Source organism: Erythrobacter sp. K21-9, from assembly GCF_055808355.1.
In genome coordinates this window covers 2,766,636-2,791,999 of sequence record NZ_CM147866.1, presented here as the reverse complement: position 1 = coordinate 2,791,999, position 25,364 = coordinate 2,766,636, and the positions used below count along the sequence as shown (strand labels likewise).

Here is a 25,364-nt window from a genome sequence, read left to right as displayed (position 1 = left end):
GTCTCTGCCTATTCAGCCGGAGCCAGTTGCGGATCGGAATCCTCGGGCAGCGCGGTTTTCGCGCGCCTTCGGCCAAACAGCTTCGCCAGCTTCTTCGAGACCTTGGCAAACACCGTCTCGAGCGCGCCGATAGCCTGTCCGCCCGGCACATGGGCAACCCTGTGATACATCCACAGGATCAGTGCGGCGAAGACCACAAATGGCCCCCAAAGCGCGATGATCGGGTCGATCCGCCCCAGCGACGCGACGTCCTCTCCGTACTGGTTCACCTTGTGATAGGCGACCACCATCACGATCGAGACAAACACACCAAGCGCACTGGTAGATCGCTTGGGAGGGATCGCCAACGCGACCGCGAGCAACGGCATCAGCAGCATCATAACCACTTCGACAAGCCGAAAATTGAACGATGCCTGGCTCGCATCGCGCACCTGCTCCGCCGCATTGTCGCTCCAGCCGATACGCAGCAATTCGGGCAGGATGAACTCCCGCGAAGCGTCGCCTCTTGCGCGAAATTCCTCGATAGCGGGCAGGTCGATCGGCAGGTCGTGCCGGCTGAAGGAGAGGACACGCGGCGTTTCGCTGCCGGTGTCCTGGATGATAGTGCCTTCGCTCAGGCGCAGGATGATCGTGTCGGGGTCGTCATTGGTTGCAAGGAACGAGCCTTCGCGGGCGCTGATCGAGAGCACCTGGTCGCGGCTGTTCGAGACGCGCGCGAAAATACCGATCAGGCGCCGCCCGTCATCCTCGCTCTCCTCGATACGCAGCGCCATGCGGTCGGCCAAAGTGGTAAATTCGCCGACCTTGATCGATGCGCCCAGGGCACCCGAGCGCAGCTCATATTCCATCTGCTCGTAATAATAACGGCTGAGCGGCTGGACGTAGAATACCAGCGCGACATTCACCGCCACCAGCACGAGCGTGATCGCATAGGGAACGCGCAGCAATCGCCAATAGGACAGGCCCACTGCGCGCATCGTGTCGAGCTCGCTGGAGGTGGCAAGCTTGCGGAACGCCAGCAGCACGCCGAGCAGCAGCCCGAGCGGGATGGCGAGGCTCGCATATTCCGGGATCAACGCTCCCAGCATCTTGAAGACGACGCCGATCGGCCCGCCTTCGACCGCCACGAAGTCGAACAGGCGAAGCATCTTGTCGAGCAGCAGGAGCGAGGCGGCGAGCGCAAACACGCTCAACATCGGAACGATCACCAGCCGGAAAATGTACCGGTCTAAACTGGGGATGGCATTCAGCACGTGGTCAAACTGGCCTTCGCGTCGCTCGTATTCAACACAGGAACGCCGGATAGCACCGGCTTCCGCTTCTTCGCGGCCCATAGCGCGAAATTACCGCGCGGTCATGTGCCGTCTTGCAGCAGCCGATAGGGCTCGGCGCCGCTTACCAGAACCGGCTGCCCGGTCCGCCCTTGAAGGGGCCGGCTTCGTACTGACTGATCCACCCGCCATAGAATTGGCCCGGCTGCGGCGTGATGACTTCGCCATCGACAAGGCACTGGTCGAACGGATCAGGATAGAAGGCCAAGAAATCGCGAATGCCGGCAAAGCTCGGCGTGGGATCGGGATAGGACCAGGCGGCGGCCTCGATCCGGTCCTCGGCGACGCTCACATCCCAGTAGCGCGCCTGACCTTTCCATTCGCACATGGACCGTCGCGCATTGGGCGAGAGGTGCTCCATCGCGATATCGGATTGCGGCAAATAATAGGTCGGCGGGTGACTGGTTTCGAGCGTGCGCCAGGCATTGGTGCTGTCGGCAATGGCAACGCCGCGGTGGATGATCTGGATACGGCGCGCGGTTGGTTCGGCAATCGCCGGGCGAGGGTAGTCCCACACACTTTCCTGCCCCCGTCCAACGGGATCGGGCTCAGGATGGTGCGGCTGCCTCACGCCTTTTCAAGCGTGCATTGCAGCGGGTGCTGGTTCTGCCGGGCGAAGTCCATCACCTGGTTCACCTTGGTCTCGGCCACTTCGTAGGGGAAGATGCCGCACACGCCGACGCCTTTCTGATGCACATGCAACATGACCTGCGTGGCCTGTTCGATGTCCATCGAGAAGAAGCGCTTCAGGACCATCACCACGAATTCCATCGGGGTGTAATCGTCGTTCAGCAGCAAGACTTTGTACTGGCTCGGCTTCTTTGGCTTCGTGCGTGTCTTCGTCGCGATGCCGACTTCACTGTCGCCGCCGCTATCGCCATCCTTGCCAGCATCGTCATCGCCCGCACCCAGCGGCACGAGCGTCAGATGCAGATCGGCAGGATCGAGAGTGGGGCGGGGCTTTGCCATGAGGCTCCATTATGGGATTCTGTATCGATGATCGCAAGGGTTCGCGCATCGTCATAGAGCGCCTTGCCTTAACAAGGCGTCGCCGCAGCGGTTCCATCGGGGGTCGATGGCAAGTGGCGTTTGGAACAAAGTAAAGGGCCGGACAGACCATACGGTCCATCCGGCCCTGCGCAATTAAGCGCGCTTTCATAAACCGGGATTGGGAGAGAGAGGAGAGGCCCGGCTTAGAAACTTGTGCTTAGGCAGCCTTCGAGATCTTCTCGGCAGCAACGCTCACGCGGTTCGAGATCGGAGCGAATGCGTCGTTATAGAGCTTCACCCATGCTTCGGTGCGCTTCGAACCGTAGCCGACGACTGCGTCGAAGTTGCGGCGTGCAAGTTCGCCCTGGAGCTGGAACAGCTCGGTTGGCGACTTGACCGAAGTCATCTTCTTGGCGTCTTCGGTGACGGTCTCGACAACGGTCTTGCCGGTTTCGACATTGTCACGGACCAGTTCCTGGGCGCCGGAGAAGAAAATCTTGCCGCTTTCAACGACTGCATCGACATTTGCCTTGTTGAACTCGCCGAAATCGCCAGCGAATTCGCCTGCATTGGCGTAGGCGGTCTTCACGCGCTCTTGCACGTCAGCAGCCATTTCCTTGGCGGTCGAGGTGATGTCTTTCTTTTCTGCAGTAGCCATGATGGTTTCCTTGAGTTTGGTGATGGGGTTGGTGTTCGTGGTCTTCGGGGCCGCCTTCTTGGCCGGCGCCTTCTTGGCAACGGGCTTCTTGGCGGGAGTTTTCTTGGCGGCGGTCTTCACCGGCGCTTTCTTGGCAGCGGTCTTTTTCACCGGGGCCTTCTTCGCGGTAGTCTTCGCTGCGGTTTTCTTCGCAGGAGCCTTCTTCGCGGTACCGGCTTTTTTGCCGGGGCAGCGACCGCTTTCTTGACGGCAGCGGCCTTGGGCGCCGGCTTCGAAGCGTCGGCTTCCACAGCCTCAGCTACCTTATTCGCACTGGCGGTCTTTGCGGCTGCCTCTTCATATGCTTTTTCGGCAGCAGCATCGATTTTCGATTGGGTGTTGGCTTCAGCCATGGTTTCCTCGCTTCATGTTGCACTGCACAAAATAAGCATTGCAGCTGCGAAGTCAAGGAATTTTTGTGCAGTGCACAATAAATGGCTATCTGCTCTGAAATATAACGCGAAACCTGGTGCTGGGTTCCCTTGATATCAAGCGAAAGCGACAAATAAATTAGCGGGTTTTGACGTAGCGTCCAGGCGCATCCTCAATCACCTTGTCTCCGCGCCCGCCGGGTTTGCGCTTGCCGGTTGCAGGCACCTTGTTGTCGTCCTGCTGCTCGAGCCAGCCGAGCCAATGCGGCCACCAGCTGCCGGGATGTTCCTCGGCGCTTTCAATATACGCCTTGAGCGACGGAGCGCTGCTGTCGCCGACCCAGTACTGGTATTTGCCCGCCGCGGGCGGATTGACCACGCCTGCTATATGACCAGATCCTGCGAGCAGGAATTCCATCGGGCCGGAAAAGTGATTAGTAATGCGCCAGACGCTTTCGGCAGGGGCGATATGATCTTCCTTGCCGGCCTGGACGAAGCTGGGCGTCTTCACTTTCGTCAAATCGATCGGAGTGCCGTCTGCGCTGAGGGCGTCGGGGACGACCAGCTTGTTGTCGCGGTACAGGTCTCGCAGGTAATCGTTGTGCCACTTGGAGGGAAGGTTGGTGACATCGCCGTTCCAGTGCAGCAGATCGAAGGCCGGATAGTCCTCGCCGAGCAGGTAATTGTTGACCACGTAATTCCAGATAAGGTCCTTGCCCCGCAAGGCGTTGAAGGTCGCAGCGAGATACCGCCCGTCGAGATAGCCGTCGGGCGAGAGCTTGCCGATCATGTCCAGGTGGCCATCGTCGATGAAATGCTTCAGCTCGCCGCTCTTCTCGAAATCGACCTGTGCGGTGAAGAATGTCGCGCTCTTGACCTTGCCGGCCTCATCCCGGCGGGCGAGCAGTGCAAGCGTGGCTGCCAATGTCGTTCCGGCAACGCAGTACCCGATTGCATGGACTGCAGGCACTTTCAGCCGCTCGCGAACCTGGTCGATGGCGTCGATCTGTGAGCGGATGTAATCGTCCCAGACAACATCACCCATCGTCTCATCTGCCGATTTCCAGCTCACCACGAAGACCGTCAGGCCCTGGTCGACCGCCCATTTGATGAAGCTTTTCTTGGGTGTCAGGTCGAGGATGTAAAACCGGTTGATCCACGGCGGAAAGATGACCAGCGGAACCTCAAACACCTCCTTTGTCGAGGGGCTGTATTGCACCAGCTGATAGAGGGGTGTTTCGTACACCACCTTGCCCGGCGTCGCTGCAAGATTTTCGCCAAGGGTGAACGCGTCGGGATCGGTGTGCGTAAGCTGACCGCGCTTCAGATCGTTGATGAGGTGCTGCATCCCGCGCACCAGGTTCTGGCCGCGCGTCTCGATCGTCCGCTTCATGACAACGGGGTTGGTAAGCAGGAAATTGTCCGGGCTCATCGCTTCGGAGAGGGCGCTTACCGCGAAATCCAGCTGCTTGCGCTTCTCCTTGTCCAGCCCGCTCATCGATTTCACCGACTGGCGGAAGTACTCGGTCAGCATCAGGTAAGTCTGGTGGAGCAGCGCGAAGGCCGGGTGTTCGCGCCATGCCGGGTCGGCGAAGCGCCGATCCTTGATCGGTAGCGCGGTCTGGTCATCATCTACCTCGCCGCCCTTGGCTGGCTGAGTGATGAAGCGTTCGAATACGCCTTTCCACAGTGCCAGCGAATCCTGCGCCAGCTTGGCCTGCGCATCGAACGCGCCTTTCGGGAATTGCTCGACCATGCTTTTGGAGATGACGAGCCACTGCGCCGGATCGAGCAGGTTCTTGCCTTCGGTGGTTTTCTCGGCGGCTTTTCTGGCCTGATATCCAGCAAATTCGAGCCACATCTTCTGCAACTCGCTGCTGGCTTTGGCCCATTCGGCGAGATCGGCCGCGCTCATGCTTTGCGGCATCGACGATGGCATGTTCGCAAGGCCGGTACCGATATGCCGCCTGCATCCGGAGTGGCTCCCGAAAACATCTCGCGCATCGCTTCGCCCTGCATGTCGAAGAAAGCGCGAAAGGGCTCTGCGCCCCCGAATGGATTTCCGCTGTCATTATTTGCCATGATTCAATGAGTTCCCTGGCTGCCGCTGCGTTGAGGCCGGTGTGCACCGCGTGAATTGCTTGCCGATAACTTTAGCGGAAACGCCTTCCCACATCGACTGTAAATGGCTTACTATCTTTTTCGTGTCCGCTGTCATGTTGACCAGGGCGGATCAGGGCAGGGTATCAATGGACGAACAATTTTACCGCATGAAGCGGCTGCCGCCCTACGTCATCGCGGAAGTCAATGCGATGCGGCATGCTGCGCGTCAGGCGGGGCAGGACATCATTGACCTTGGAATGGGAAATCCGGACCAGCCTCCGCCGCAGCATGTGATTGACAAGCTGTGCGAAGTCGCGGCCAAGCCCGATGCCCACGGCTATTCGCAATCGAAGGGTATTCCGGGACTGCGGCGCGCGCAGGCAGGCTATTACGAGCGGCGCTTTGGCGTCGATCTCGACCCTGAATCCGAAGTGGTCGTGACGATGGGTTCGAAGGAAGGGCTTGCCAGCCTCGCCAACGCCATCACCGCGCCCGGCGATGTCGTGCTCGCACCCAATCCGTCCTACCCGATCCACTGGTTCGGCTTTATCATTGCCGGTGCGACCATCAGGGCCGTGCCGACGACCCCCGACGAAGAATATTGGCGGTCGCTCGAGAGCGCGATGAATTACACCGTGCCGCGTCCCAGCGTGCTGGTGGTGAGCTATCCTTCAAATCCAACTGCCGAAACGGTCGACCTCGCCTTTTACGAAAGGCTGGTCGATTGGGCGAAGCAGAACAAGGTCTGGGTGCTTTCGGACCTTGCCTATTCCGAGCTCTATTACGACGGCGAACCGACGCCCTCGATCATGCAGGTAAAGGGCGCGAAGGATATTGCGGTCGAGTTCACCAGCATGAGCAAGACGTATTCGATGGCTGGCTGGCGCATGGGATTTGCGGTTGGTAACAAGCATCTGATCGCCTCACTCACGCGGGTTAAATCGTATCTCGATTATGGTGCTTTCACTCCGATCCAGGCAGCCGCGTGCGCGGCTCTCAATGGTCCGCAAGACATTGTTGAAAGCAACCGCAACCTCTATCGCAAGCGCCGCGACGTCATGGTCGAGGCGTTTGGCCGCGCTGGCTGGGACGTTCCGGCACCGTCAGCATCCATGTTCGCCTGGGCGCCGCTGCCGCCTGCACTTGCCGACATGGGAAGCCTTGAGTTCTCCAAGCAATTGCTCACCGAAGCGCAAGTCGCCGTTGCGCCCGGAGTAGGGTATGGAGAGAAAGGCGAAGGTTACGTCCGCATTGCCATGGTCGAAAACGAGCAGCGGCTGCGGCAGGCTGCGAGAAATATCAAGCGCTACCTGTCGTCACTTGGCGTGAACGGGCCGGCGACTTAACCAATGTTTACAATATTGAACCGATATCGTCCTTATATCTCGGAGCTATCGGAGCGACCATGCGTTAACTATGTTATCAGCTATTAGATAATGGAGGATGTGATGCCGCCCCCCGCGGCGCGCCCGCTGACCGAAAGGCAGCAGGCCGTGATTGAAAGAATTGATCGGCGCATGCCAATCAAGGTGATCGCGCAGGAACTCGGTGTTTCCGAGACCCGGATCAACCAGCATATTCGCGCGCTGAAAGACATTTTCGAGGTGAGCAACCTTGGCGATCTGGTCGAACGGTATCGTGAAAGCCAACCGCCTGATATCGCTGCGCAAGACGCGAAACCTGAAGGGGATAGCGTGGCGGCTGAAGGTTCGGTGAAGGGCTTCAGCGAATCTGTATACAATAAAAATCAGGTCCCGCTTAACGATCCGGAGAGCAATGAAGGTCGCCGGGTCGACCAGGGCGAACTCGTGATGAGCGACGTTCTGCCCTTAATCGAACAGGCGCCCTGGCTGCGTCCTGGCGAACCCAAGGTCGTCCCCGGGTTGCTCGATGGCGAATACGCCATCCTGTTTCGCCTTGGCGCGATCATCGGGATCGCGTTCGGTTTTCTGGCCGCTGTGGTTCTGACCGTAACGGCTGCGATGACGATAAGCGAAGCGCTGGATGGACGTGCGACCATCCCCGTAGATGAACAAGGCTTCTCCTAGTGAGCGGAGGCGGGGCTGGAGAATTTATCATGACCGACCGTATCCAGACCGAAGCGCAGAACCTAAGAAAACTGATCCGCGAAGCCGAAGCGCTCGCCGACGAATCGATGATTGCCTTTTCGCGCCTCAAGCAGGCGATGCTGACCGCTCGGCAGAATCCCCTTGTGGAGGTCGACACCGGACAAAAAGCGCTCATGCGGCTGAACCAGGCCGAGGCACAGGCGATGGCGATGTCGACCAGCCTCCTGCGCGTGCACCACGAGCTCAGCAACATCGCGCAAGAGACGATGGGCGATGACGCGCAGAAAACGGATATCCCTGCTGCATCGATGCAGATGGTAACCGAGGAAAAACAACCGGACCTCGCTGCCGTCTGATAAACCGCCTGCAGTGCTTGAACTCATCTTCTCCGACTATCGCCCACTCGTTCAGGACTTGCTGACGGTGGTTGTCTGCGTCGCCGCATTCCTTTGGGGGTCAGCCCCGGAGCGTATTGCAGCGATGACGTGGGTGCTGGTGTTCGAGATACCGGGCCGGGTTTACAGGGCCTATTGGGACGACGGGCTCATGCTGACCGATACAGACGCATTCCTGGCCACAACCGATGTTGTGGCCGGGATCGTCTGGATCACCTTGGCCTTGTACGCGAACCGCAATTACACCCTCTTTATTGCAGGGATGCAGGTTCTCGCCATGACTGCGCATGTCGCGCGGAGCCTGGCAGATACCATTTCTCCAGTGGCCTACATGACGATGGTCGCCGCGCCCGGCTGGTTCCAGCTGATCTTTCTTGGCATCGGGATCATTCGCCATGCGCAGCGGAAAAAGAAATACGGCCCCTACCGCGACTGGAGGGTTCCTATCACTATACCATTCATTGCGAGCGCGCCTTCGGGCTATCCCGGACCGCGCTCATGATTTCGGCGATGATCCGCCCTGCAAGCCAGCCTCCGCCGGCTCCAGAGGCTCAGACAGCAGCGATCGTGGAACATTTGCGCAAGGCCATCCTCTGCGCACCTGACGGAGGCGAGCGGTTCCATGCCATCTTCCTCGATGAGGATCACCGCTTCCTCGCGGAAGCGGGGCTTGGCCAGGGTGGCAGCGCGTTTCTCTCCGTTCGCATGCGCGATCTGTTCAGCCGCGCACTCGCTTTGGGCGCGCGGGCCATCATCGTGGCGCACAACCATCCGTCGGGCAATTGCAGGCCCAGCACCAGAGACATTTCGTCGACCCACCGATTGGTGGAAGTCGGCAAAGCGCTCGATATCGAATTGATCGATCATCTCATCATCACTCACAGCTCGGTCTATTCGATGCGAGCAGGGGGCAATTTGTGAATTCCAACGCCGCGTCCAACATCTTTCCGGATAGCGATACCCTTATCCCGCGGTTTCGCGAGGTGGGCGATGTCATGCTCGACCTGTTCCACCGCGATGCTCGAATCGCCGATCGCTGGCTGGGCCTTTACCCGCGCGAGTTCGAGCTGCTGTGGCGGCTCGCAGAGCAACCCGGCGAGCCGATGTCTCGCCGGCAATTGCTCGCCGAGGTTTGGCGCATTCATTTCGACCCGGAAACGAACAGCGTCGCAGTCCACGTTGCCCGCATCCGCGCCAAGCTTGAACCTTACGGTCTTGCCGGCATCCTGGCGACGCATCCCGAGCGCGGGTACTTCATCGACATGCCAATCGCGCAGAGCGTCTTTTCCTTTGAGCCGAGGCAGGCCAGCTCGCTTTCGTGAAATGTCGGTTCTGGACTTGCGCTCGATCTTGGGTAGCCTCATGCAGCGGTCACGAAAGTGCACGCGCGTTTTTGAGGAGCACCCATGTCACAAGCCGCCACCATGACTACGAATGACCGGATCGCTATCGAACTGGGCGACGATGGCGTCGCACAGGTTCGCCTGACCCGGGCAGACAAGATGAACGCGCTCGACCCGGAAATGTTCGAGCGGATCATCGAGGCAGGAAGCGTGCTTCAGCGCATGAAGGGCCTGCGCGCGGTGGTCCTGTCAGGCGAGGGGAAAGCCTTTTGCGCCGGGCTCGACACGTCCAGCTTTGCTCGCACGCCAAGCCCGGACGAGCCGGAACTGACCGAGCGCACTTACGGCAATTCGAACAAGTTCCAGCAGGTCGCAATGCAATGGCGCAAGCTGCCGGTGCCGGTGATCGCGGCGGTGCACGGGGTCTGCTTCGGCGGGGGCCTGCAAATCGCGAGCGGCGCCGACATCCGCGTCGCTCATCCCAAAACGCGCATGGCCATCATGGAACTGAAATGGGGCCTTGTGCCGGACATGGGCGGTTATGCGCTGTGGCGCGGTCTGGTCCGCGACGATGTGCTGCGCGAGTTGATCTACACCAACCGCGAATTCACGGGCGAGGAGGCGCTAGCGCTCGGCCTCGCGACCCACGTCGATACCGATCCGCTTGTCCGTGCCACCGAAATCGCGGCCGAGATCGCCAACCGCAATCCGCACGCCATCCGCGCCGCCAAACGGCTTCAGGCGGGCATGTTCGAACGCGATACCGACACGATCCTGCTTGAGGAAAGCATCGAGCAGCACGGCATCATGCGAACCCGCAACCAGGTCGAAGCCGTGATGGCGGGAATGGAACGGCGCAAAGCGACTTTCGACGACGTCTGACGCCGCTCGTCAGCCGAAGATGGCGACGCATTGGAGGCCGTCGAGCACCTGACGGCCTTCGGCATCCCACATACGAAGCCGCTCGGACGAATATCCGCTATCCGCATGCTGACTCGCATTTTCGGCGAGATACCAGCCGCCTTCGGACCGTGTCTCCGGATCGAGCACGTTGAAGGACCAGTTGATCGAGCTGATCGGTCCCTTGCGCTGCATGATCCGCATCGCCCCCGGCGGCATGACATCGCCCATCAGGATCAGCTTGCTCACCGGGTCGAGCTCATGATCTTCGGTAAGACGCGCCCAGCGGCGAATCGTCGCGCCATGATCGGCATCCTTGGCCTGTCCAAAGCGAATATCGAAATTGTTCCGGATGAACGATGGCCCCTGATCCTGCATCGTTTGGGCGTTATCATCCGGACCGCCCGGCCAGTCCGCCAGCGGGTCGGCAGATCGCACCGCATTTGCCTCGCGCCCGGCTGCGAACAGCCAGAATGCGGTGAGCGCGACATTGCCGCCGGAACGGATTTCGCTGCGCACCTGGGTCACGTTGCGACCCTGACGCACGATTTGTGCATCCAGTTCGATCTCTTCGCCGATGGGTGCGACAAAACCGATTTGCGCTGCTCGCAGCGGCGGAAGGCCCGGAAATGCCCGCTGCGCAGCAGTGAACGCCACGAGCGCGGAGGCTCCTCCATACAACGTCCGGCCTTGCATCCAGTCGGCAGCATGGACGAGGCTGGCTGGACCGGATTTGCCGGTCACAGGTTCGAGGAGGCTGGCTATGGTCATCTCCGACATGTGCCCATGCGAACCTGATCGGTCCAGCCTGACGTTGCGTAAGGCAGAGATCTTTCGAGCAGAAAAGCCGGACCGCTCGCACGTCTTCGCGATTGCCGGATTGCCTTTGCTGCGCCGAATCGCTAGTGGGCGCGCTCCGTTTGTTGCTTCGCAACCCGCGAGCAGCAATGGCTCGGCCCGATGGCGGAGTGGTTACGCAGAGGACTGCAAATCCTTGCACGCCGGTTCGATTCCGGCTCGGGCCTCCACTTCCGGCGCAGAAACTGCGCTGAAATGCCGCTTTAGCTCAGTTGGTAGAGCACATCATTCGTAATGATGGGGTCAGCAGTTCGAGTCTGCTAAGCGGCACCACGGGCTTTTCAATCCGAGCATCTGGACCTGCCGCCTGCCTGTCGGCATTCTTGACATGCGCGCACTCCCGGCCGCGCTGTTAACCTTCGTAACTGGCCTGATCCGCAGGTTGGCACACCCTTTGCTTCGTCAATGGTAAATCAATCTTTGGACGAGGCACGTTTGGTATGAAGAGCGTCAAGAAACTAGCGACAATTTGCGCAATGGTGGGCGCCGCGTACGCGTCACCTGCATTCGCAGAGCCCATCATGCTGGACGCCAGTGACGTGGGTGAAAGCTTCACGATCACATATGACGGTTTCGTCGATAATCAGACCATCGACGGCCTGTCTGCGGAAACGGTCTTCACGCTGACCGCGGTCAACGGATCGACCTACGAGTTCGACTACGCTGTGACCAACACCACTGATCAAGGCCTGGATCTCGCGAATTTCCAGCTTCGCGTTCAACACCGACCCCGACATCAGCAGCGCTTCGGCGACTGGCGATTACAATTTTGTCGTGACGGATCTCGAAATATCCCAACGGGATCGGGTCGGTCGATGTGTGCTTCAAGGCCGGTGGCAGCAATTCCTGCGCAGGCAACAAGAACGGCGTGACTGCCGGAGAGACCGGCACAGGCAGCCTTTCGCTCAACTTCCTGACTGCGCCAACATCGATCACGCTCGACGATTTCTTCGTTCGCTATCAGTCGATCACGGGTGCGGGCAATGTGACTTCGGCCAGCGGCCAGCAAACCAGCAGCAGTGGCGGAACCCCGGTCCCTGCACCTGGCGGAATGCTCGGGCTGTTTGCGCTGGCCCTCCTTGGCTTCGGGCTGACACGCCGCCGCCCGCGTAGTCCCCTTCCTGCGCAAGGCAACCTCGCCTACGCATAGGCATCACGCCTGAAGTCAGTCAGTCTTCGAAAAACAAGGCCGCGTCCGGGATTGCCATTCGGCATCTCGGGGGCGGCCTTTCCCGTTTGGGTACGTTTGCCTAGTCGCGCGTGGCGAGGCTCAAGCGCCGGGCGATGGCCGGGTTGTCGGGGTCGAGGTGGCTGGCCGTTTCGAGCATGCGAATGCCGCGTTCGCGGTCTTCGCCGGACTGCACGAGTAGCCATCCTGCGGTGTCGAGGATGGCGGGATGGTCAGGCGCCACTTCGACCGCACGCAGCGCAAGTTGCAGCGCTGCATCCACATCGCCGATCTTGGATTTTGCGAAAGCAAGATTGTTGAGCACCATCGCGTTCGAAGACCTGGTGCGCGCATTGATCGCTTCATAGCTTTTTACCGCCCGGCTCCATTGCTGGTTGCGCAGCGCGGCATCGGCCTTGGCCAATTCTCCGCCGATCCATTCGGGGGTCGAAACCTGCATACGCCTCGCGTAGCGGCTCGCCGCGCCGTCGCCCGCAGCCTTGGCTGCCTGAGCCGCGATCTGAAGTTCTTCCGGTCGCGCATCAGGCCTCTCAGCGAGGCTGCGGATCGTGGCGAGGGCTTTGGCAGGCTCTCCCGCCATAAGCTGGGCTTCGGCGAGGAGCGCGCGCGGTTCGCGCATTCCCGGAAAGCTTTCGACCAGCGGCTCGAGCCATGCGCGCGCCTGCCCGACCTGGCCGACGCGCAGCAGGGCGGTCGCATAGGATGCCTGCATGGACGGGTTTTGCCGCAAGGCACTCTCATGCCCCTGCAATATCGAACGAGCGCGCTCCCACTGCCCTTTGGCCAGCGCAAGCTTGGCTTTCAGATGGATGACATCGATCGATCCCGGCGCGATTTGCGACAGCCGCTCGGTCCCTGTCTGAGCCTCGTCAAACCGGCCCATGTCGCCAAGGGCCGAGACCCGGCCCAGCTCCGCAGCGAAGTTTTGCGGGTAAAGCGTTGCCGCTTTTTCATAAGCCGAGAGGGCTGCAGGCAGGTCATAGGCTGCCTGATAGCTCGAAGCGGCTCGCCAGCAGCGCGTCGATATTCTCCGGGTCGATCTCCAGTGCCCGTTTGGCGGTAGCAAGCGCGGCTTGCGGATTGGCTTCGCTCAGCTCGATGCGGGCCTGTACGGAGAACAATCCTGCCTTGTTCCCGGCCATATCCTTGCCCGTCTCGATCCGGGCCCTGGCCCCCTCGAGATTGCCCAAGCCAAGCTCGGCAAGAGCAGCGATGCGGGCGGAATTGGCGGTCGCGGGTTCGCCCAATTGTTCAAGCGCGGCTTCGTAATTTCCGCGCAGCAGTTCCGCTTCGGATCGCAGCTCGGAATAGTGCGGCTTGTCGCGCATGTCCGGGGCCACCTGGTCCAGCGAAACAAGCGCGCCGTCTCCGTCGCCCATTGCGATCTGTGTGCTGGCGAGCAGGAGCAAGGTTTCGGCGTCTCCGGGCAGATCCTTCAGCGCCGAGACCAGATAGACCTTGGCACCGCTGTAATCGTGCGCGGCGATGGCCGTATCGGCTTCGGCGAGCTTCTCTTCGGGCGCAAGGCCGCACGCGCTGAGCAGCGCGCAGGAGGCAAGGATGGCCAAGGCAGGGTTTGTCCGCTTCATGGCGGGGGATTTACGCGGAAATGGTGAATGTTCGATAAAGCATTCCTGCGGAGCGAAAGATGCGCCGTGGAATCTCACCGCAGCAAAGAAAAAGGCGGAGCGACATCGCTGCCGCCCCGCCTTTTGGAAGGTCATCGAGATAACGCGTTACATTGAAACGCGGGCACCCATGAAGAAGTAGGTGCCAACCGGGCTGACCGGGAAGGCCTGCTCGGTCACGAACGGTTTCTCATCGAAGATGTTGTTCACGCCGCCATACACATCGATCATATCGTTCACGTCGAGAGTGAAGGAGATGTCGTGGATGAACGTCTCATCGGAGAGGCCGTTTTCGGGGGTGTACTGGAATGAAGGACCCTGACCGACCGACTCGATCTCAACGGCCCGAAGGCCCTGCGCGTCAAGGTAGGTCGTGCTCCAGGTCAGGCTCAGGATACTCCAGTCCCATGTCAGGGCAGCGCGTCCAGCCCATTCCGGCTCGTTGAAGCTCGCCGAGTTCCGGATCGACATTGGTGATGTCGCTCGGATCGAAGAAGTCGTCGAGCTTGTCCACCCATGTGCCGCTCGCATTCAGGGTGAAGCCGTGATCGCCAAGGTCGAAACGGTACTGCGCGATTACTTCGACACCCGCAGTTTCCTGCCGCGCGAAGTTCAGCGGAACCTGACGCAGGAACGCGAAGCCGCCATTATCCGTCCGGCGATCGAACGCCGTGCAGAAGCTGTTGGCGATGCTTGAGCTGTCGACGCAGTTGTCGACGATGTCCTGCGAGCCGACCGGGTTGATCGCGTTCTCGATCTCGATGTTGTAGTAATCGACGCTAAGCGCGAGGCCCGGCAGGAAGCTGGGCGTGATCTGCGTTCCGACCGTCCAGGTCGTCGCGCTTTCCTCCTGCAGGTCCGGATTACCGGCAATCGAGCCTGAGAAACGCGCGGTGAGCGGATCGACGTAGCTGTAGGTTCCTGTTCCGAATGTCGGATCGAATCCGATCGTGGAGAAGAACGCAGTGCAATTGGCCTGGCGCAGTGCCGGGTCAGCCGCAGTCGCAAGCTCGTTCACATCGCACGGATCGACCGGACGGAAGGTGGTGCCCTGCGCGGGATCGAACAATTCGTTGATGTTCGGCGCACGCACCGCCTCGGCATAGGTTCCGCGGAACAAAATGTCCGGGACCGGTGCGTACAGGGCGCTGACGTTCCAGGTGAAGGTGTTCCCAACGGTCGAATAGTTCGAATAGCGGACTGCACCGCTGAGCTCGAAGTTCTCGGCGAAAGGAACATTGGCGAGGATCGGCAGCCGGACTTCTGCGAACAGGTCATAAACCGTGAATTCGCCCGACGAATTGTTGAGCGTTTGCTCGGGATCGAACACCAGCGAATTCTGCGGGTTTGGCAAATCGCGGAGAAGGTCGCCCGCATTCGCATCCGGAGTATCGACCGGGACGACACCGAGAACGAGCGGATCGAAGAACGATGTGCTCTGTTCTTCGCGGAATTCGAAACCGCCAGCAAAGCCGACAGGGCCGCCGGGCAATTCGAAGAATGCTCCGGTATCACCAGTGAAGATCATGCTGAATACGAGCTGTTCGAGCTCGAATTCATCGACAGTCGTCGCGGTTACGAAGTCAATCGCCTCCTGGCTGATCGCGCCGACGCCGCCAAGGACGTTGGCCGGACGGCAGGAGCCATCGCCAGGATTGAATGTGAAGAAGCCGGGGTCGCCGACCGGAATGCCGAAGGGCGTGGTTGCCGGCGGGGTCGGATCAATGTCCGAGCGGCAGATCGGATTGCCGGTCGTTGGATCGGTGACCACATCGATAGCAGCAAAGAACCGGTCCAGGACCACGCTGTTGTTATCGATCAATTCGCTCTTGAAACGTCCGTAATTTCCAGAAATTTCATAGCTCAGGTGATCCGTGATGTCGCCGCGCAGTCCGGCGACGAACCTCATCGTCTCGAATTCATTGCGATCACGGTTCGGGCCGAGATCGGCAGGGTCACGCGTCAGGTACAGGCCTTCCTCGACGCCATCGCCAAAGAAGAGCGGGGCAACGAAGTCCTGCAAATCGCCGGTGATGAACGGGTTATCCGCCCGGATCGTGAGAAGATCGTAGAACGTGTTTGGCTGTGCCTGGAATTCAGCCGAGCTCGATGCGTACTTGCTTTCGAAGAAGAACGTCGCCTCGGAAGAAAACTCATAGGTCAGGTTGGCATTGACCGACCAGCGCTCTGTTTCCGGTGTCAGCGAGTTGACATCGAAATTGTTCTGGATGCCATCACCGCCGAACTGGTTGAAGATGCCGGTGACGAGGCCGTCCTGGTAGACAGAGAGGCTGCCGTTCGGGTTGATCACCGCACAGCCGCCGGCAAGGCCGAAGGCGCCCGGCTCGAACGTGCTGTTGAAGCCGACCGCTGATTCAAGGCAGTCGGCAATGCCGTTGCCGTTGATGTCGGGACCATTGCTGAGCCCGATATCGCCCGGCGCGACGACGCCGCCAGCAGACGAGAGCGAGAAGCGCGGATCGCCGGCAATGAAGCGCGTGGTGGCGTTCGCCGCCCGGTCGATCAGCGCTTGTTCGGCTGCGGTCGGCGTAAAGCCGAAACCGGATGTCGGGATCAGCGAGCCCGGCGCACTGCCATTGAAGTTGGGCGTGTCGGGACCGCCGATGTCGCCCGTCTGGAAACGCAGCGCGGGATTGCCCTGATCGTCGAAAATGCCGTTATTGCGCGAGAACGCGCGGTCGCCGAATTGCAGTTCGTCGGAGTACGCATACTCTCCGGAAATGGTGAAGTTACCGCGGCCATCGGCGAAATTGGTGCCCCAGGTGAGGTCACCGTTGATGCGCCACGCATCGCCTTCCGACGAAATGCCGGACTGGACGTTGGCTTCCAGCCCCTCGAAATCGTCGCGCAGCACGAAGTTGACCACGCCGGTCACCGCGTCGGCACCGTAGAGCGACGATGCACCGCCTGTCAGGGTTTCGACGCGCTCGATAAGAGCCGTCGGGATCGAATTGACATCGACCGCCTGCTGGCCGGCAACGCCGGACACGTGACGCCGGCCGTTGACGAGGACGAGCGTGCGATTCGATCCCAGACCGCGCAGGTTGAGTACAGATTGACCAACATCGAAATCTGCGGCGAAGACACCGTCGATCGAACCTTCGGATGTGGTTGATGTGGAAAGCGCGGGAATATCGCGAAGCACGTCGACCACGTCGACGGTGCCGGACTGCTTGAGGTCCTCGGCATCGATCGCGATCACGGGGGCTGGCGATCCGATGTTCGGATCACGAGCGATGCGCGAACCGATAACGACGATCGCTTGCTGCTCTTCGACGACCGGTTGCTGCTCCTGATCGGGAGCGTCCTGGGCGTGAGCGGCAAACGGCATGGCGCTGGCCGCTGCAAGGAGAATGGCGTTGCGTGAGAGCTTGAGAGTGCTCGACCCTGAATGTTTTTGCATGACTTTCCTTCGATGCTGCGATGCAGCACGTTCCCTCCAAGGAGGTCGGAGTGTCAACAATGTTTCAGTGCAATGTAACGCTTCTGTCGTTCACTCTGCAATTATGTTGCAAAAATGCCATTATTTGGGCCGCAACCTTGCAGCGGGAGCCGGGATCGGGTCGCCGCAGGCATATCAGTCGCCCTTGTAGACCTCGCCCGCTTTCATCACGAAGGTCACCTGTTCGAGCAAGCCGATTTCGGCCAGTGGGTTGCCATCCACCGCGATGATATCTGCGGATGCCTCGGGCGCGATAATGCCTACGCGGCCCGCCTGCCCAAGTGCATCGGCGGCGTTGAAGGTCGCGGCCCGGAGCGCTTCGCCGGGCGTCATGCCAAAACGGACCATGCGCGAGAGCTGTTTTGCATTGTCGCCGTGCGGATAGACCCCGGCATCGGTGCCCAGCACGATCTTCACGCCGGCCTCGTGCGCCTTGCGGAAATTGTCGCGCTGGGTCTGACCGACCAGGCGCTCCTTCTCAAGGCTTTCGGGGAGAATTCCAGCGGCCTCTCCTTCGCCGAGGATGAATTCGGTGACGTAGATATCCATCGAGAGGTAAGCGCCGTTTTCCCGCGCGAGGCGGATGCCCTCATCGTCGATGAAGCTGGCGTGTTCGATCGTGTCGATCCCGGCTTTCAGAGCGTTGACGATCCCTTCGCTGCCATGCGCGTGGCTCGCAACTTTCAGGCCGTGGCTGTGCGCTTCTTCGGTGAGGGCGGTCAGTTCCTCGAGCGTGTATTGCGGCGCGCCGACCTTCGTGCCCTTGGACAGGACGCCGCCGGTCGAGCAGGTCTTGATCAGGTCGACGCCGTATTTGTTGTTCTTGCGGACCGCCGCGCGCGCGGCCCACGGCCCGTCCGCGACGTTCTCCCCCTTTGCCTCGTATTCCGGAGGCAGGAGGTTGTTGTCCGAGCAATGCCCGCCGGTAATCCCGATCGGCGGCCCGGACACGAACATGCGCGGTCCGGGAATATCGCCGTCATTGATGGCATCGCGCAGCGCCACATCTCCAAAGCTTCCCGCGCCGACATTGCGCACCGTTGTGAAGCCCGCCATCAGCGTCGTCCTGGCGTTGACGACGCCGGTGATGGTCGCGCGCTCATCGGAAATTGCGAGGCGCCGGTAGCCGTGAACATCGCTGTCGCTGGTCAGGTGCACATGCATGTCGATCATGCCGGGCAGGATCGTCTTGCCATCGAGGTCGATATATTCGGCGCCCTCGATCTGCGGGGCTTCGCCCGAAGCCACAGTTTCGATCACGCCGTCGACAATCGTGATGACCGGATCGGCGATCAATTCGCCGCTCTCCACATCGACCATGGCGTCTGCGGTCAGGACCGTGGTGTCTGCCAGGGCGGCAGAGCTGCAACTGGCAAGGGCGGTTGCAGCAAGAGCGAGGCGGGCGATTTTCAAGGGACGATCTCCGGTAAAACTGTTGCACCTGTGATTGCGGCAGATGCGTAACAGCTTTCCGGCAAACGGCAAATCGCACTGTTTGCGCCGGCAGGCCGGTGTCTATTCGGTCTTGAAGATGTAGACCGGGCCGAGGTCGACCGCTTGCTGCGTTCCGCCAAAATAGAGCTGCAATTCGGACCCGCCGGGCGTGTAATCGCGCGGAGCCTTGGTCTGGATCTTGATCAGCTGCCAGTTCGGACCGACCTTGAACCGGTTGGAGGCGAAGGCTTCAAACGGCGGCGCAGTCCCCTGAATGCGCGATGCTGCGACCGCTTTTCCGTCAGCCGCAGCCGAACTTACGGCGCGGGCTGCGATCGCGATTATCAGGTCGTCGCCGGTCTTGATCGCCTGGTTGATCGGCACGGCGGCATAGAGGTCCGTTAGCTCGGTCGCAGGTTGAGCGACTTCGAACCGCGTTGCTTTCATCATCCAGATTTCCGGCTCGTCGCGGTTTTCATACGTGCCCGCAGACCCGCCGAACTTCCACCGCGCCTGCCCGGGATTGTTGATGAGCGTTCCGGTTGCCGCAAGGCCCTCCGGCATTTCAAGCTCCGGCACTTCGGAGCGCGCGGCTGCGACCGTCACCGGCCCTTCGACCGCGATCTTCGGCGCGCCAGTCACCACGATGGCCTGGCCGATCTCGATTGTCTGGCGCGTACGCCCGAATTGCAGCGCGATGATCCCGTCCTTGCTGCGCAGTTTCTGTTCCGCCTCGGCGCTGACCTCATACCACTCCCAGTCTGTGCCGATGGAAAGCGTCTCCTCGCCAAATCCGGGGAAGGGTTCGGCGTTCTTCTGAAAGCGCACCCGCAGCACGCCTCGGCCATCGTCGGTCCTTGCCTCGATCGTGCGTGCGTAGAAGCCCACCGTCACGATGTCGCCGCGATCGACATTCTCGATCAGCGGAATATTCGTCCCGGCGGTGTAGATGTGTTCCGAGGCTCGCTTGACCTCGAACCGGCGCGCGGCCCCGCCGCCCGGTATGCTCTCGTCCACGACCGAGCTGGCTTCGAGGTCCGCACCATAGCTCTGCCAGTCGATCCGGGAGGGATCGTTGACGAGGTCGCCGGGAAGCTGCGCGTCGAGCGCCTTGAGCGCCGCCTCATCCTGCGCGGCGAGCGGCATCGCACCCGCAGCCAGCGCGCACGCAGCACAAAGCATCTTGAGATGAGTTTTCATGTTTTTGCCTTTCCCCATGATCCCTCGACCCGCTCTTGCAGGTTCCAGTATTTGTGAACGTTATCAGTAGCTCTGCTCCTGCTGGGCGACGAAGCCTGAACGGAGCCTTTATCCCTGTGCCGCCTCAGGCCGCCTTGGCTGGGCAGTATTTTGCAAGATAATCACCGTGTCCCGGCATGTGCTGCACGAGGAATTTGATGGACTGCTCCATCTCGTCGATTTCCTTGCGATTGCCCGCTTCCATAAGCGTATCCGCCATCGCGTTATGGCCGGTCATGCTGATCCCCTGGCCGAGCATTACGGCGGCCCAGCTTGTCTCGGTAAACAGCTCGTCTTCCTCGCGGAAGATCTGCCCATTCGCCTTGAAGAGCTCGACCTTTTGCGTGAGCGTGTCGGGCACATCCATCGTGCGCACATAATTCCAGAAATCGGAATCGTCGCGGGAGGTGGCGTTGTAATGCAGGATCAGGAAATCTCGGATCCGCGCATATTCGCGGATCGTGAGCCGGTTGTAGGTATCCTGCTGGGCCTGCGTGATCCCGTTGAGCGACAGCATCGAAACCAGTTTATCGATCCCGGTGTTAATGAGATGGATCGACGTCGATTCCAGCGGCTCCATGAAGCCCGCCGATAGCCCCAAGGCGACCACGTTCTTGTTCCAGAAATTTTTGCGATGCCCGGTCGTGAACCGCAGGAAGTTCGGGTCGGCCTGAGGTTTGCCTGCGATATTGCCCACCAGAATGTCGAGCGCTTCCTGGTCTTCCATGAAGTCGCTGCAATAGACATGGCCGTTGCCATTGCGGTGCTGCAGCGGGACTTGCCACTGCCAACCGGCCCGGTGCGCCGTTGCGCGGGTGAAAGGCGGGGGCGGGCTACCGTCTTCGCGCTTGCACGGCAGGGCGACAGCTCGGTTGCATGGCAGCCAATGCGTCCAGTCTTCATATCCGGTTTCGAGCGCCTGTTCGATAAGCAGCCCGCGAAAACCAGAGCAATCGATGAACAGGTCGCCGGCAATCTCGGCGCCTTCTTCAAGCTTGACCGATGTGATGAAACCCGTGTCGGCATCCTGGCTGACGTCGCAGACCTTGCCCTCCTGCCGCACGACGCCGCGCTTCTCAGCGTATTTGCGCAGGAATGCTGCATAGCGTCCGGCATCGAGATGGTAGGCGTAATTGACTGGCGGCAGATCGCCCCGGTCCTTCTGGTAATCCTCGCTCCGGGCGAACTTGCCGAAATATGCAGCCATCGTCTCGACATTGAAAACCTGGATGGGCCGGTTGTCGCCCATCTGGGACAGCTTGTGCCAGAGATGGTGGAACGAGATGCCGCCCATCGGATAGCCATAGGCGCCGAAGGGGTGAATGTAGCTGTCGCCGATCCTGTTCCAGTTTTCGAACTGGATACCGAGCTTGAAGGATCCCTGCACCGCCGAAAGCATTTCGCGTTCGTCGATGTCGAGCAGGTCGTTGAATTCGACGAATGGCGGAATGGTCGCCTCGCCAACGCCGACCGTGCCGATCTGCTCCGATTCGATCAGGGTGACGCCCAGGTCGTTGCCCTTGAGCAGGCGCGAGAACGCCGCGGCGGCCATCCATCCGGCGGTACCGCCACCGACTATTACGATCTTCCTGATTGTCATCTCTACCCTCTGCCTGTGCGCATGTGCGTACGCTTCTACATTGTTCCCAGTGTGGACAAAATCCCACACATCAAAGCCGGATTGTGAACATTATATTGCAACTCTTGTGAACGCTAACATTTTTCGCTACCCAACACTCAGCTCAAAATGGGCATGAACCCTGAATGGGGTCTTGGGGAGGTTAGATAACTTACATGAAGATGGCTCGTATTGCGCCTTCGCGGCGTTTCTTTGCGATGAGTACGGCATCCGGTCTCGCGATGTCGGCGATGATTGCTACTCCGGCCTTGGCGCAGGATGCAGACCAGGCGGAAGAGACCGCCGAGGTCGCTGAAGATGGCGGCAACGTCATCGTGGTCACCGGGTTCAAGGCGTCGCTCGAAAACGCGCAGAACATCAAGCGCGATTCGGACACGTTCGTCGATGCAGTGACTGCCGAAGACATCGGCGCGCTTCCCGACCGTTCGGTTGCCGAAACCCTCCAGCGTATCCCCGGCATCACGATCGGCCGGTTTGAAAAGACCACCGACCCGGACCGTTTCTCGGTCGAGGGCACTGGGGTCATCATTCGCGGTCTCCCGTTTGCCCGCTCAGAGCTTAACGGACGCGACATCTTCTCCGCGACCGGTGGCCGCGTCCTGAGCTTCAACGATGTTTCGCCAGAGCTGCTCGACCGCGTCGAAGTGTTCAAGAACGTGACTGCCGACATGATCGAGGGCGGTCCTTCGGGCACCGTGAACCTCGTCACGCGCAAGCCGCTCGACAATCCCGGCACGCGTCTCGCGGGAACGGTCGGTGTCAATTACGGCGACCTTCGCGAGGAGGCTTCACCTGAATTCTCCGTGCTCGGTTCGACCGTGTACGAATCGCCTGCCGGTTCGCTCGGCTTCCAGCTTTCCTATGCCAAGTCCGAACTCAAGAGCCGGACGGATGCCTCGCAGGTAGCCGATCCTTGCTACCGCGATGCCTCGCTGACCGGTCCGTGCCTGCGCGCGCTTTCGGTTGGGTCCGGCGGCTTCGTCGGGGATCCGAATTTCGATGCAGCCAACTTCCCGCCGGCCGGCTCGGTGCTGCTGCCGAAGGGTGCAGGCGTCCGGACGACCAATCTCGACCGCGACCGCGAAGCATGGTCGGCGGTGCTTCAATACGAAGATCCCACCGGCGATTTCGTCGCGACGTTCGAATGGCTGCGGTCCGATACGACCTTCGCCACCGAAGAATATGCTCTGATCGCACGCGTTGACGATGAGGCGCTGTTCCCGGTTGCCGCCGCTGGCAGCACCTTGCAGTTCGACGAGAACGGTATTTTCCAGAGCGGTATCCTGACCCAGCGTCCGGGCGATGCGTATGCCAACCCGTTTGGTCGGGGCGGCATTCCGGTCGATCTGCTGCGCTTCCTGCGTGAGCTCGATTCCACGACCGAGGATTTCTCGTTCGATGTGAAGTGGAACGTCACGGACCGGTTCCGGGTCAACTTCGAGGCGCAGAGCATCAGCTCTGAGCTTGCGCGCGATTCCGTTTTTGGCGCTCTGAGCACCTGGGCCAACATCGATCTCGACCTCACCGGCAGCACGCCGCAGGTTTCCTTCCTTGCGCCTCCGGGTGCGGAAGCGGATTATTTCTCGTCCGGCCTCAACACCTATTACTGGTTCGGCCTCGATAGCCGCGAGAAGAACGAAGGCGATCTGGAAAGCCTGCGCTTCGATGCTGAATATGACATCAGCGACGATGGTTTCTTCAAGAGTGCACGCTTTGGCGCTCGCTGGGCCGAGCGTGATCGCACGACCCGCAACACCAATTTCAGCACCTGGGGCAACCTTTCGGCTCCGTGGGCTGGCCGCGCCGGCTGTGCTCCATGGGGTGAAGGTCCGGGTTGCGGCGCGAGCGGACCGGGTCCGTTCGGCAATGGCTTCATTCCAGGCCGTTTCTACACTGGCCTGCCGGGTCAGGAATTTGCAATCGCGGGCGGCGCTTATGTCGATGAATTCCCGGCCTTTGCGCAATATCGCGATGTCTTTGCTGACAATTTCCAGCGCGGCAATGCGCCGACACCGGTCGCTAATGGCGCGGCATGGTATTTCGGCGGAGATGACTTCCTCAATGAGTACCTCTCTGGCCTGACCGATCAGCAATTCGAGGAAATTCAGACCTTTGGCCAGTCGCCTGAGCGCTTCAACTACGGCGTAAACGGACGCACGCGAGTGGATGAGCTTACCGGTGACGTCGTCCCGTGCGACATCGAAGGCGTGTTCTGCCCCGGCGAGGTATCGACTGTCGCCGAAGTCACCAACGCTGCTTACGCTCGGATCGATTTCGGTCACGACTTCAGCAATGGCTGGAATGTCGAGGGCAACTTCGGCGTACGCTACGTAGAGACAGAGATCTCCACCACGGGACGGATCGGTCTGCCTGATCCGGGACGGTTCGACACACCGGTCATTGAAAACGGAGTGCAAGTCGGCGGCGGAAACGGCGACGGTATCGTGCAGGTGTCGGAAGTTACCGCCGGTTGTAATTTTGGCGGCGCTCCGCCTCCCATCAGCCTTTCGGGTATTTGCCAGCTTTCCCAGGACCGTTTGGCCGTGTTTGCCGCTGCGCATACCGGTGAGGTCATCATCGACGACCGTGACATCACGTTCGATCACTGGCTGCCAAGCTTCAACGTGAAACTGGATGTCGGCAACGGCCTGCTGTTCCGCGGTGCGGTGTCGAGAAACATCGCGCGTCCTGACCTTCAGCTCTTCCGTGCTGGCGGCGGGATTGGCGACAACACCGTGGCGCTGGCCAATGCGGGCCCGGATGCGCTCGCCAACGGCCCGCTCTTCGCGCTTTCGACAGGCAACAGGAACCTGCTCCCGGTCGATATCTGGAACTACGATCTCTCGGTCGAATGGTACTTCGCTGAGGTTGGCTCGATCACCCTGTCCGGCTTCCTCAAGGACGTCGACGGGTTCATCGATACCGGCTTCACGACAGTCGAATACGCAACGACTGTTCCGTTCGAGGTCGCCGTCGAAGGTCCATCCAACGCGCAGAGCGGCCTGCTCAAGGGCTTCGAGTTTGCTTACCAGCAGACATTCGATTTCCTTCCGGGCTTGCTGAGTGGGTTCGGCACGCAGGTGACCTACACCTATGTCGATGGAAGCGACTTCTCGAACCCGGGTCTCTCCGATGTTGGTCAATCGTCGATCACCACGGCGGCAGACGAGCTGAATGCAGGTGCATTCGTGGCTCAACAGCCGCTGGCGGGTATCTCCGAACATGCGCTCAACGCGACGCTCTTTTATGAGCGGGGACCGTTTGCCGCGCGCGCAGCCTATAACTGGCGCTCGGAATTCCTGATCACGCCGCGCGATGACATCTTCCCGTTCTCGCCGATCTGGCAGGAAGATACCGGGCAGCTCGATGCGTCGATCTTCTATTCGGTGACCGAATATCTGAAGCTTGGCGCGCAGGGCGTGAACCTGCTCGATGAGGTGACGGAAACCAGTCAGGTCGTCGACTTCGACGGCACCCGTGTCACACGTTCGGCGTTCCGCAACGATCGCCGCTTCACGTTCCTCGCTCGCTTCGATTTCTAGGGGTTTAGATTAAGCGAACGAGACGAGGGAGGGGGCTTTGCGCGGGGGCAAAGTCCCCTCTTTCTCTTTTAAGGGGCCAGTCGCGCGCCGGGGTGCCTTGCCGGCCTTCCCTGTGGCAAGCGCGGACATCGCACGTGCAAGTGCCCGAATTGCTGGTATAGAGCGGATCGGTG

Annotated in this window: 23 protein-coding genes and 2 tRNA genes; 12 read left to right on the top strand and 13 right to left on the bottom strand. The window is 60.4% G+C overall.

What is annotated here, in order from left to right:
• Nucleotides 1-8: 8 nt before the first annotated feature.
• The 5 genes from AC0L39_RS14320 to AC0L39_RS14300 form a co-directional block, all read right to left on the bottom strand.
• Nucleotides 9-1,250, bottom strand: a complete 1,242-nt coding sequence (locus tag AC0L39_RS14320; protein WP_473262402.1) for an LptF/LptG family permease — start codon at nt 1,248-1,250, stop codon at nt 9-11.
• Between the two features lie 145 nt (nt 1,251-1,395).
• On the bottom strand, nt 1,396-1,902 hold the full coding sequence (locus AC0L39_RS14315) for a DUF427 domain-containing protein (protein ID WP_473258870.1): 507 nt from the start codon (nt 1,900-1,902) through the stop codon (nt 1,396-1,398).
• On the bottom strand, nt 1,899-2,243 hold the full coding sequence (gene clpS, locus AC0L39_RS14310) for an ATP-dependent Clp protease adapter ClpS (RefSeq protein WP_473262400.1): 345 nt from the start codon (nt 2,241-2,243) through the stop codon (nt 1,899-1,901). The genes AC0L39_RS14315 and clpS overlap by 4 nt, the downstream gene beginning before the upstream one ends.
• Nucleotides 2,244-2,538: 295 nt before the next feature.
• The gene (locus AC0L39_RS14305; RefSeq protein WP_473258868.1) at nt 2,539-3,129 is read right to left on the bottom strand and encodes a phasin family protein; all 591 of its coding nucleotides are present in this window, start codon (nt 3,127-3,129) and stop codon (nt 2,539-2,541) included.
• A gap of 399 nt (nt 3,130-3,528) precedes the next feature.
• Nucleotides 3,529-5,304 (bottom strand): PHA/PHB synthase family protein, encoded by a 1,776-nt coding sequence (locus AC0L39_RS14300; RefSeq protein ID WP_473258867.1) that lies wholly within the window; start codon nt 5,302-5,304, stop codon nt 3,529-3,531.
• A 334-nt stretch (nt 5,305-5,638) separates the two neighbouring features.
• Between AC0L39_RS14300 and AC0L39_RS14295 the strand changes: the two genes are divergently transcribed.
• From AC0L39_RS14295 to AC0L39_RS14265, 7 genes are all read left to right on the top strand, one after another.
• The gene (locus AC0L39_RS14295) at nt 5,639-6,838 is read left to right on the top strand and encodes an LL-diaminopimelate aminotransferase (RefSeq protein ID WP_473258865.1); all 1,200 of its coding nucleotides are present in this window, start codon (nt 5,639-5,641) and stop codon (nt 6,836-6,838) included.
• A gap of 102 nt (nt 6,839-6,940) precedes the next feature.
• Nucleotides 6,941-7,540: a helix-turn-helix transcriptional regulator gene (locus AC0L39_RS14290; RefSeq protein ID WP_473258863.1), complete on the top strand. Its 600-nt coding sequence runs from the start codon at nt 6,941-6,943 to the stop codon at nt 7,538-7,540.
• A gap of 29 nt (nt 7,541-7,569) precedes the next feature.
• Nucleotides 7,570-7,917: a hypothetical protein gene (locus AC0L39_RS14285; protein WP_473258862.1), complete on the top strand. Its 348-nt coding sequence runs from the start codon at nt 7,570-7,572 to the stop codon at nt 7,915-7,917.
• A gap of 13 nt (nt 7,918-7,930) precedes the next feature.
• Nucleotides 7,931-8,458: a hypothetical protein gene (locus tag AC0L39_RS14280; RefSeq protein ID WP_473258860.1), complete on the top strand. Its 528-nt coding sequence runs from the start codon at nt 7,931-7,933 to the stop codon at nt 8,456-8,458.
• Nucleotides 8,459-8,466: 8 nt separating this feature from the next.
• Nucleotides 8,467-8,877, top strand: coding sequence for a JAB domain-containing protein (locus tag AC0L39_RS14275; protein ID WP_473258859.1), 411 nt, complete (start codon nt 8,467-8,469; stop codon nt 8,875-8,877).
• Nucleotides 8,874-9,278 carry a winged helix-turn-helix domain-containing protein gene (locus tag AC0L39_RS14270; protein ID WP_473258858.1) on the top strand — a complete coding sequence of 135 codons (405 nt, stop codon included), beginning with the start codon at nt 8,874-8,876 and terminating at the stop codon, nt 9,276-9,278. Before AC0L39_RS14275 ends, AC0L39_RS14270 begins: the two co-directional genes overlap by 4 nt.
• An 84-nt stretch (nt 9,279-9,362) precedes the next feature.
• On the top strand, nt 9,363-10,181 hold the full coding sequence (locus tag AC0L39_RS14265; protein ID WP_473258857.1) for a crotonase/enoyl-CoA hydratase family protein: 819 nt from the start codon (nt 9,363-9,365) through the stop codon (nt 10,179-10,181).
• Between the two features lie 9 nt (nt 10,182-10,190).
• On the opposite strand, the gene AC0L39_RS14260 is transcribed toward AC0L39_RS14265, so the two are convergent.
• Entirely contained in the window at nt 10,191-10,979 is a 789-nt protein-coding gene (locus AC0L39_RS14260; RefSeq protein ID WP_473258856.1) for a thioesterase family protein, read from the bottom strand.
• Between the two features lie 174 nt (nt 10,980-11,153).
• Here AC0L39_RS14260 and AC0L39_RS14255 point away from each other — a divergent pair.
• From AC0L39_RS14255 to AC0L39_RS14240, 4 genes are all read left to right on the top strand, one after another.
• Nucleotides 11,154-11,227: transfer RNA gene (locus tag AC0L39_RS14255), tRNA-Cys, on the top strand.
• 27 nt (nt 11,228-11,254) lie between these two features.
• Nucleotides 11,255-11,330, top strand: a tRNA-Thr gene (locus AC0L39_RS14250).
• Nucleotides 11,331-11,497: 167 nt separating this feature from the next.
• Nucleotides 11,498-11,929 (top strand): cistern family PEP-CTERM protein, encoded by a 432-nt coding sequence (locus AC0L39_RS14245; RefSeq protein ID WP_473258855.1) that lies wholly within the window; start codon nt 11,498-11,500, stop codon nt 11,927-11,929.
• The gene (locus AC0L39_RS14240; protein WP_473258854.1) at nt 11,875-12,207 is read left to right on the top strand and encodes a cistern family PEP-CTERM protein; all 333 of its coding nucleotides are present in this window, start codon (nt 11,875-11,877) and stop codon (nt 12,205-12,207) included. The genes AC0L39_RS14245 and AC0L39_RS14240 overlap by 55 nt, the downstream gene beginning before the upstream one ends.
• A 100-nt stretch (nt 12,208-12,307) precedes the next feature.
• Here the strand turns inward: AC0L39_RS14240 and AC0L39_RS14235 are convergent, their stop codons facing one another.
• The 7 genes from AC0L39_RS14235 to AC0L39_RS14205 all read right to left on the bottom strand — a co-directional run bounded on the left by AC0L39_RS14235 (nt 12,308) and on the right by AC0L39_RS14205 (nt 21,610).
• Nucleotides 12,308-13,312: a tetratricopeptide repeat protein gene (locus AC0L39_RS14235; protein WP_473258853.1), complete on the bottom strand. Its 1,005-nt coding sequence runs from the start codon at nt 13,310-13,312 to the stop codon at nt 12,308-12,310.
• Nucleotides 13,224-13,835 (bottom strand): tetratricopeptide repeat protein, encoded by a 612-nt coding sequence (locus tag AC0L39_RS14230; protein WP_473258851.1) that lies wholly within the window; start codon nt 13,833-13,835, stop codon nt 13,224-13,226. Before AC0L39_RS14230 ends, AC0L39_RS14235 begins: the two co-directional genes overlap by 89 nt.
• A gap of 147 nt (nt 13,836-13,982) precedes the next feature.
• Complete coding sequence (locus AC0L39_RS14225; RefSeq protein ID WP_473258850.1) at nt 13,983-14,345, bottom strand: hypothetical protein; 363 nt, start codon at nt 14,343-14,345, stop codon at nt 13,983-13,985.
• Entirely contained in the window at nt 14,236-17,298 is a 3,063-nt protein-coding gene (locus tag AC0L39_RS14220) for a TonB-dependent receptor plug domain-containing protein (protein ID WP_473258849.1), read from the bottom strand. Before AC0L39_RS14220 ends, AC0L39_RS14225 begins: the two co-directional genes overlap by 110 nt.
• A gap of 174 nt (nt 17,299-17,472) precedes the next feature.
• Entirely contained in the window at nt 17,473-18,750 is a 1,278-nt protein-coding gene (locus AC0L39_RS14215; RefSeq protein ID WP_473258848.1) for a Xaa-Pro dipeptidase, read from the bottom strand.
• 102 nt (nt 18,751-18,852) lie between these two features.
• Entirely contained in the window at nt 18,853-19,971 is a 1,119-nt protein-coding gene (locus tag AC0L39_RS14210) for a hypothetical protein (RefSeq protein WP_473258847.1), read from the bottom strand.
• A 124-nt stretch (nt 19,972-20,095) separates the two neighbouring features.
• Nucleotides 20,096-21,610: a tryptophan halogenase family protein gene (locus tag AC0L39_RS14205; RefSeq protein ID WP_473258846.1), complete on the bottom strand. Its 1,515-nt coding sequence runs from the start codon at nt 21,608-21,610 to the stop codon at nt 20,096-20,098.
• Between the two features lie 194 nt (nt 21,611-21,804).
• Here AC0L39_RS14205 and AC0L39_RS14200 point away from each other — a divergent pair, with 194 nt between their 5' ends.
• Nucleotides 21,805-25,191, top strand: a complete 3,387-nt coding sequence (locus AC0L39_RS14200) for a TonB-dependent receptor (protein WP_473258845.1) — start codon at nt 21,805-21,807, stop codon at nt 25,189-25,191.
• The last annotated feature ends 173 nt before the right edge of the window (nt 25,192-25,364 follow it).

Coding starts and splice junctions, on each gene's coding strand:
- AC0L39_RS14300 (WP_473258867.1), bottom strand. CDS start 5,304: ATGAGCGCGGCCGATCTCGCCGAATGGGCCAAAGCCAGCAGCGAGTTG.
- AC0L39_RS14295 (WP_473258865.1), top strand. CDS start 5,639: ATGGACGAACAATTTTACCGCATGAAGCGGCTGCCGCCCTACGTCATC.
- AC0L39_RS14290 (WP_473258863.1), top strand. CDS start 6,941: ATGCCGCCCCCCGCGGCGCGCCCGCTGACCGAAAGGCAGCAGGCCGTG.
- AC0L39_RS14285 (WP_473258862.1), top strand. CDS start 7,570: ATGACCGACCGTATCCAGACCGAAGCGCAGAACCTAAGAAAACTGATC.
- AC0L39_RS14275 (WP_473258859.1), top strand. CDS start 8,467: ATGATCCGCCCTGCAAGCCAGCCTCCGCCGGCTCCAGAGGCTCAGACA.
- AC0L39_RS14265 (WP_473258857.1), top strand. CDS start 9,363: ATGTCACAAGCCGCCACCATGACTACGAATGACCGGATCGCTATCGAA.
- AC0L39_RS14260 (WP_473258856.1), bottom strand. CDS start 10,979: ATGTCGGAGATGACCATAGCCAGCCTCCTCGAACCTGTGACCGGCAAA.
- AC0L39_RS14245 (WP_473258855.1), top strand. CDS start 11,498: ATGAAGAGCGTCAAGAAACTAGCGACAATTTGCGCAATGGTGGGCGCC.
- AC0L39_RS14230 (WP_473258851.1), bottom strand. CDS start 13,835: ATGAAGCGGACAAACCCTGCCTTGGCCATCCTTGCCTCCTGCGCGCTG.
- AC0L39_RS14225 (WP_473258850.1), bottom strand. CDS start 14,345: ATGTCGATCCGGAACTCGGCGAGCTTCAACGAGCCGGAATGGGCTGGA.
- AC0L39_RS14220 (WP_473258849.1), bottom strand. CDS start 17,298: ATGCAAAAACATTCAGGGTCGAGCACTCTCAAGCTCTCACGCAACGCC.
- AC0L39_RS14210 (WP_473258847.1), bottom strand. CDS start 19,971: ATGAAAACTCATCTCAAGATGCTTTGTGCTGCGTGCGCGCTGGCTGCG.
- AC0L39_RS14205 (WP_473258846.1), bottom strand. CDS start 21,610: ATGACAATCAGGAAGATCGTAATAGTCGGTGGCGGTACCGCCGGATGG.
- AC0L39_RS14200 (WP_473258845.1), top strand. CDS start 21,805: ATGAAGATGGCTCGTATTGCGCCTTCGCGGCGTTTCTTTGCGATGAGT.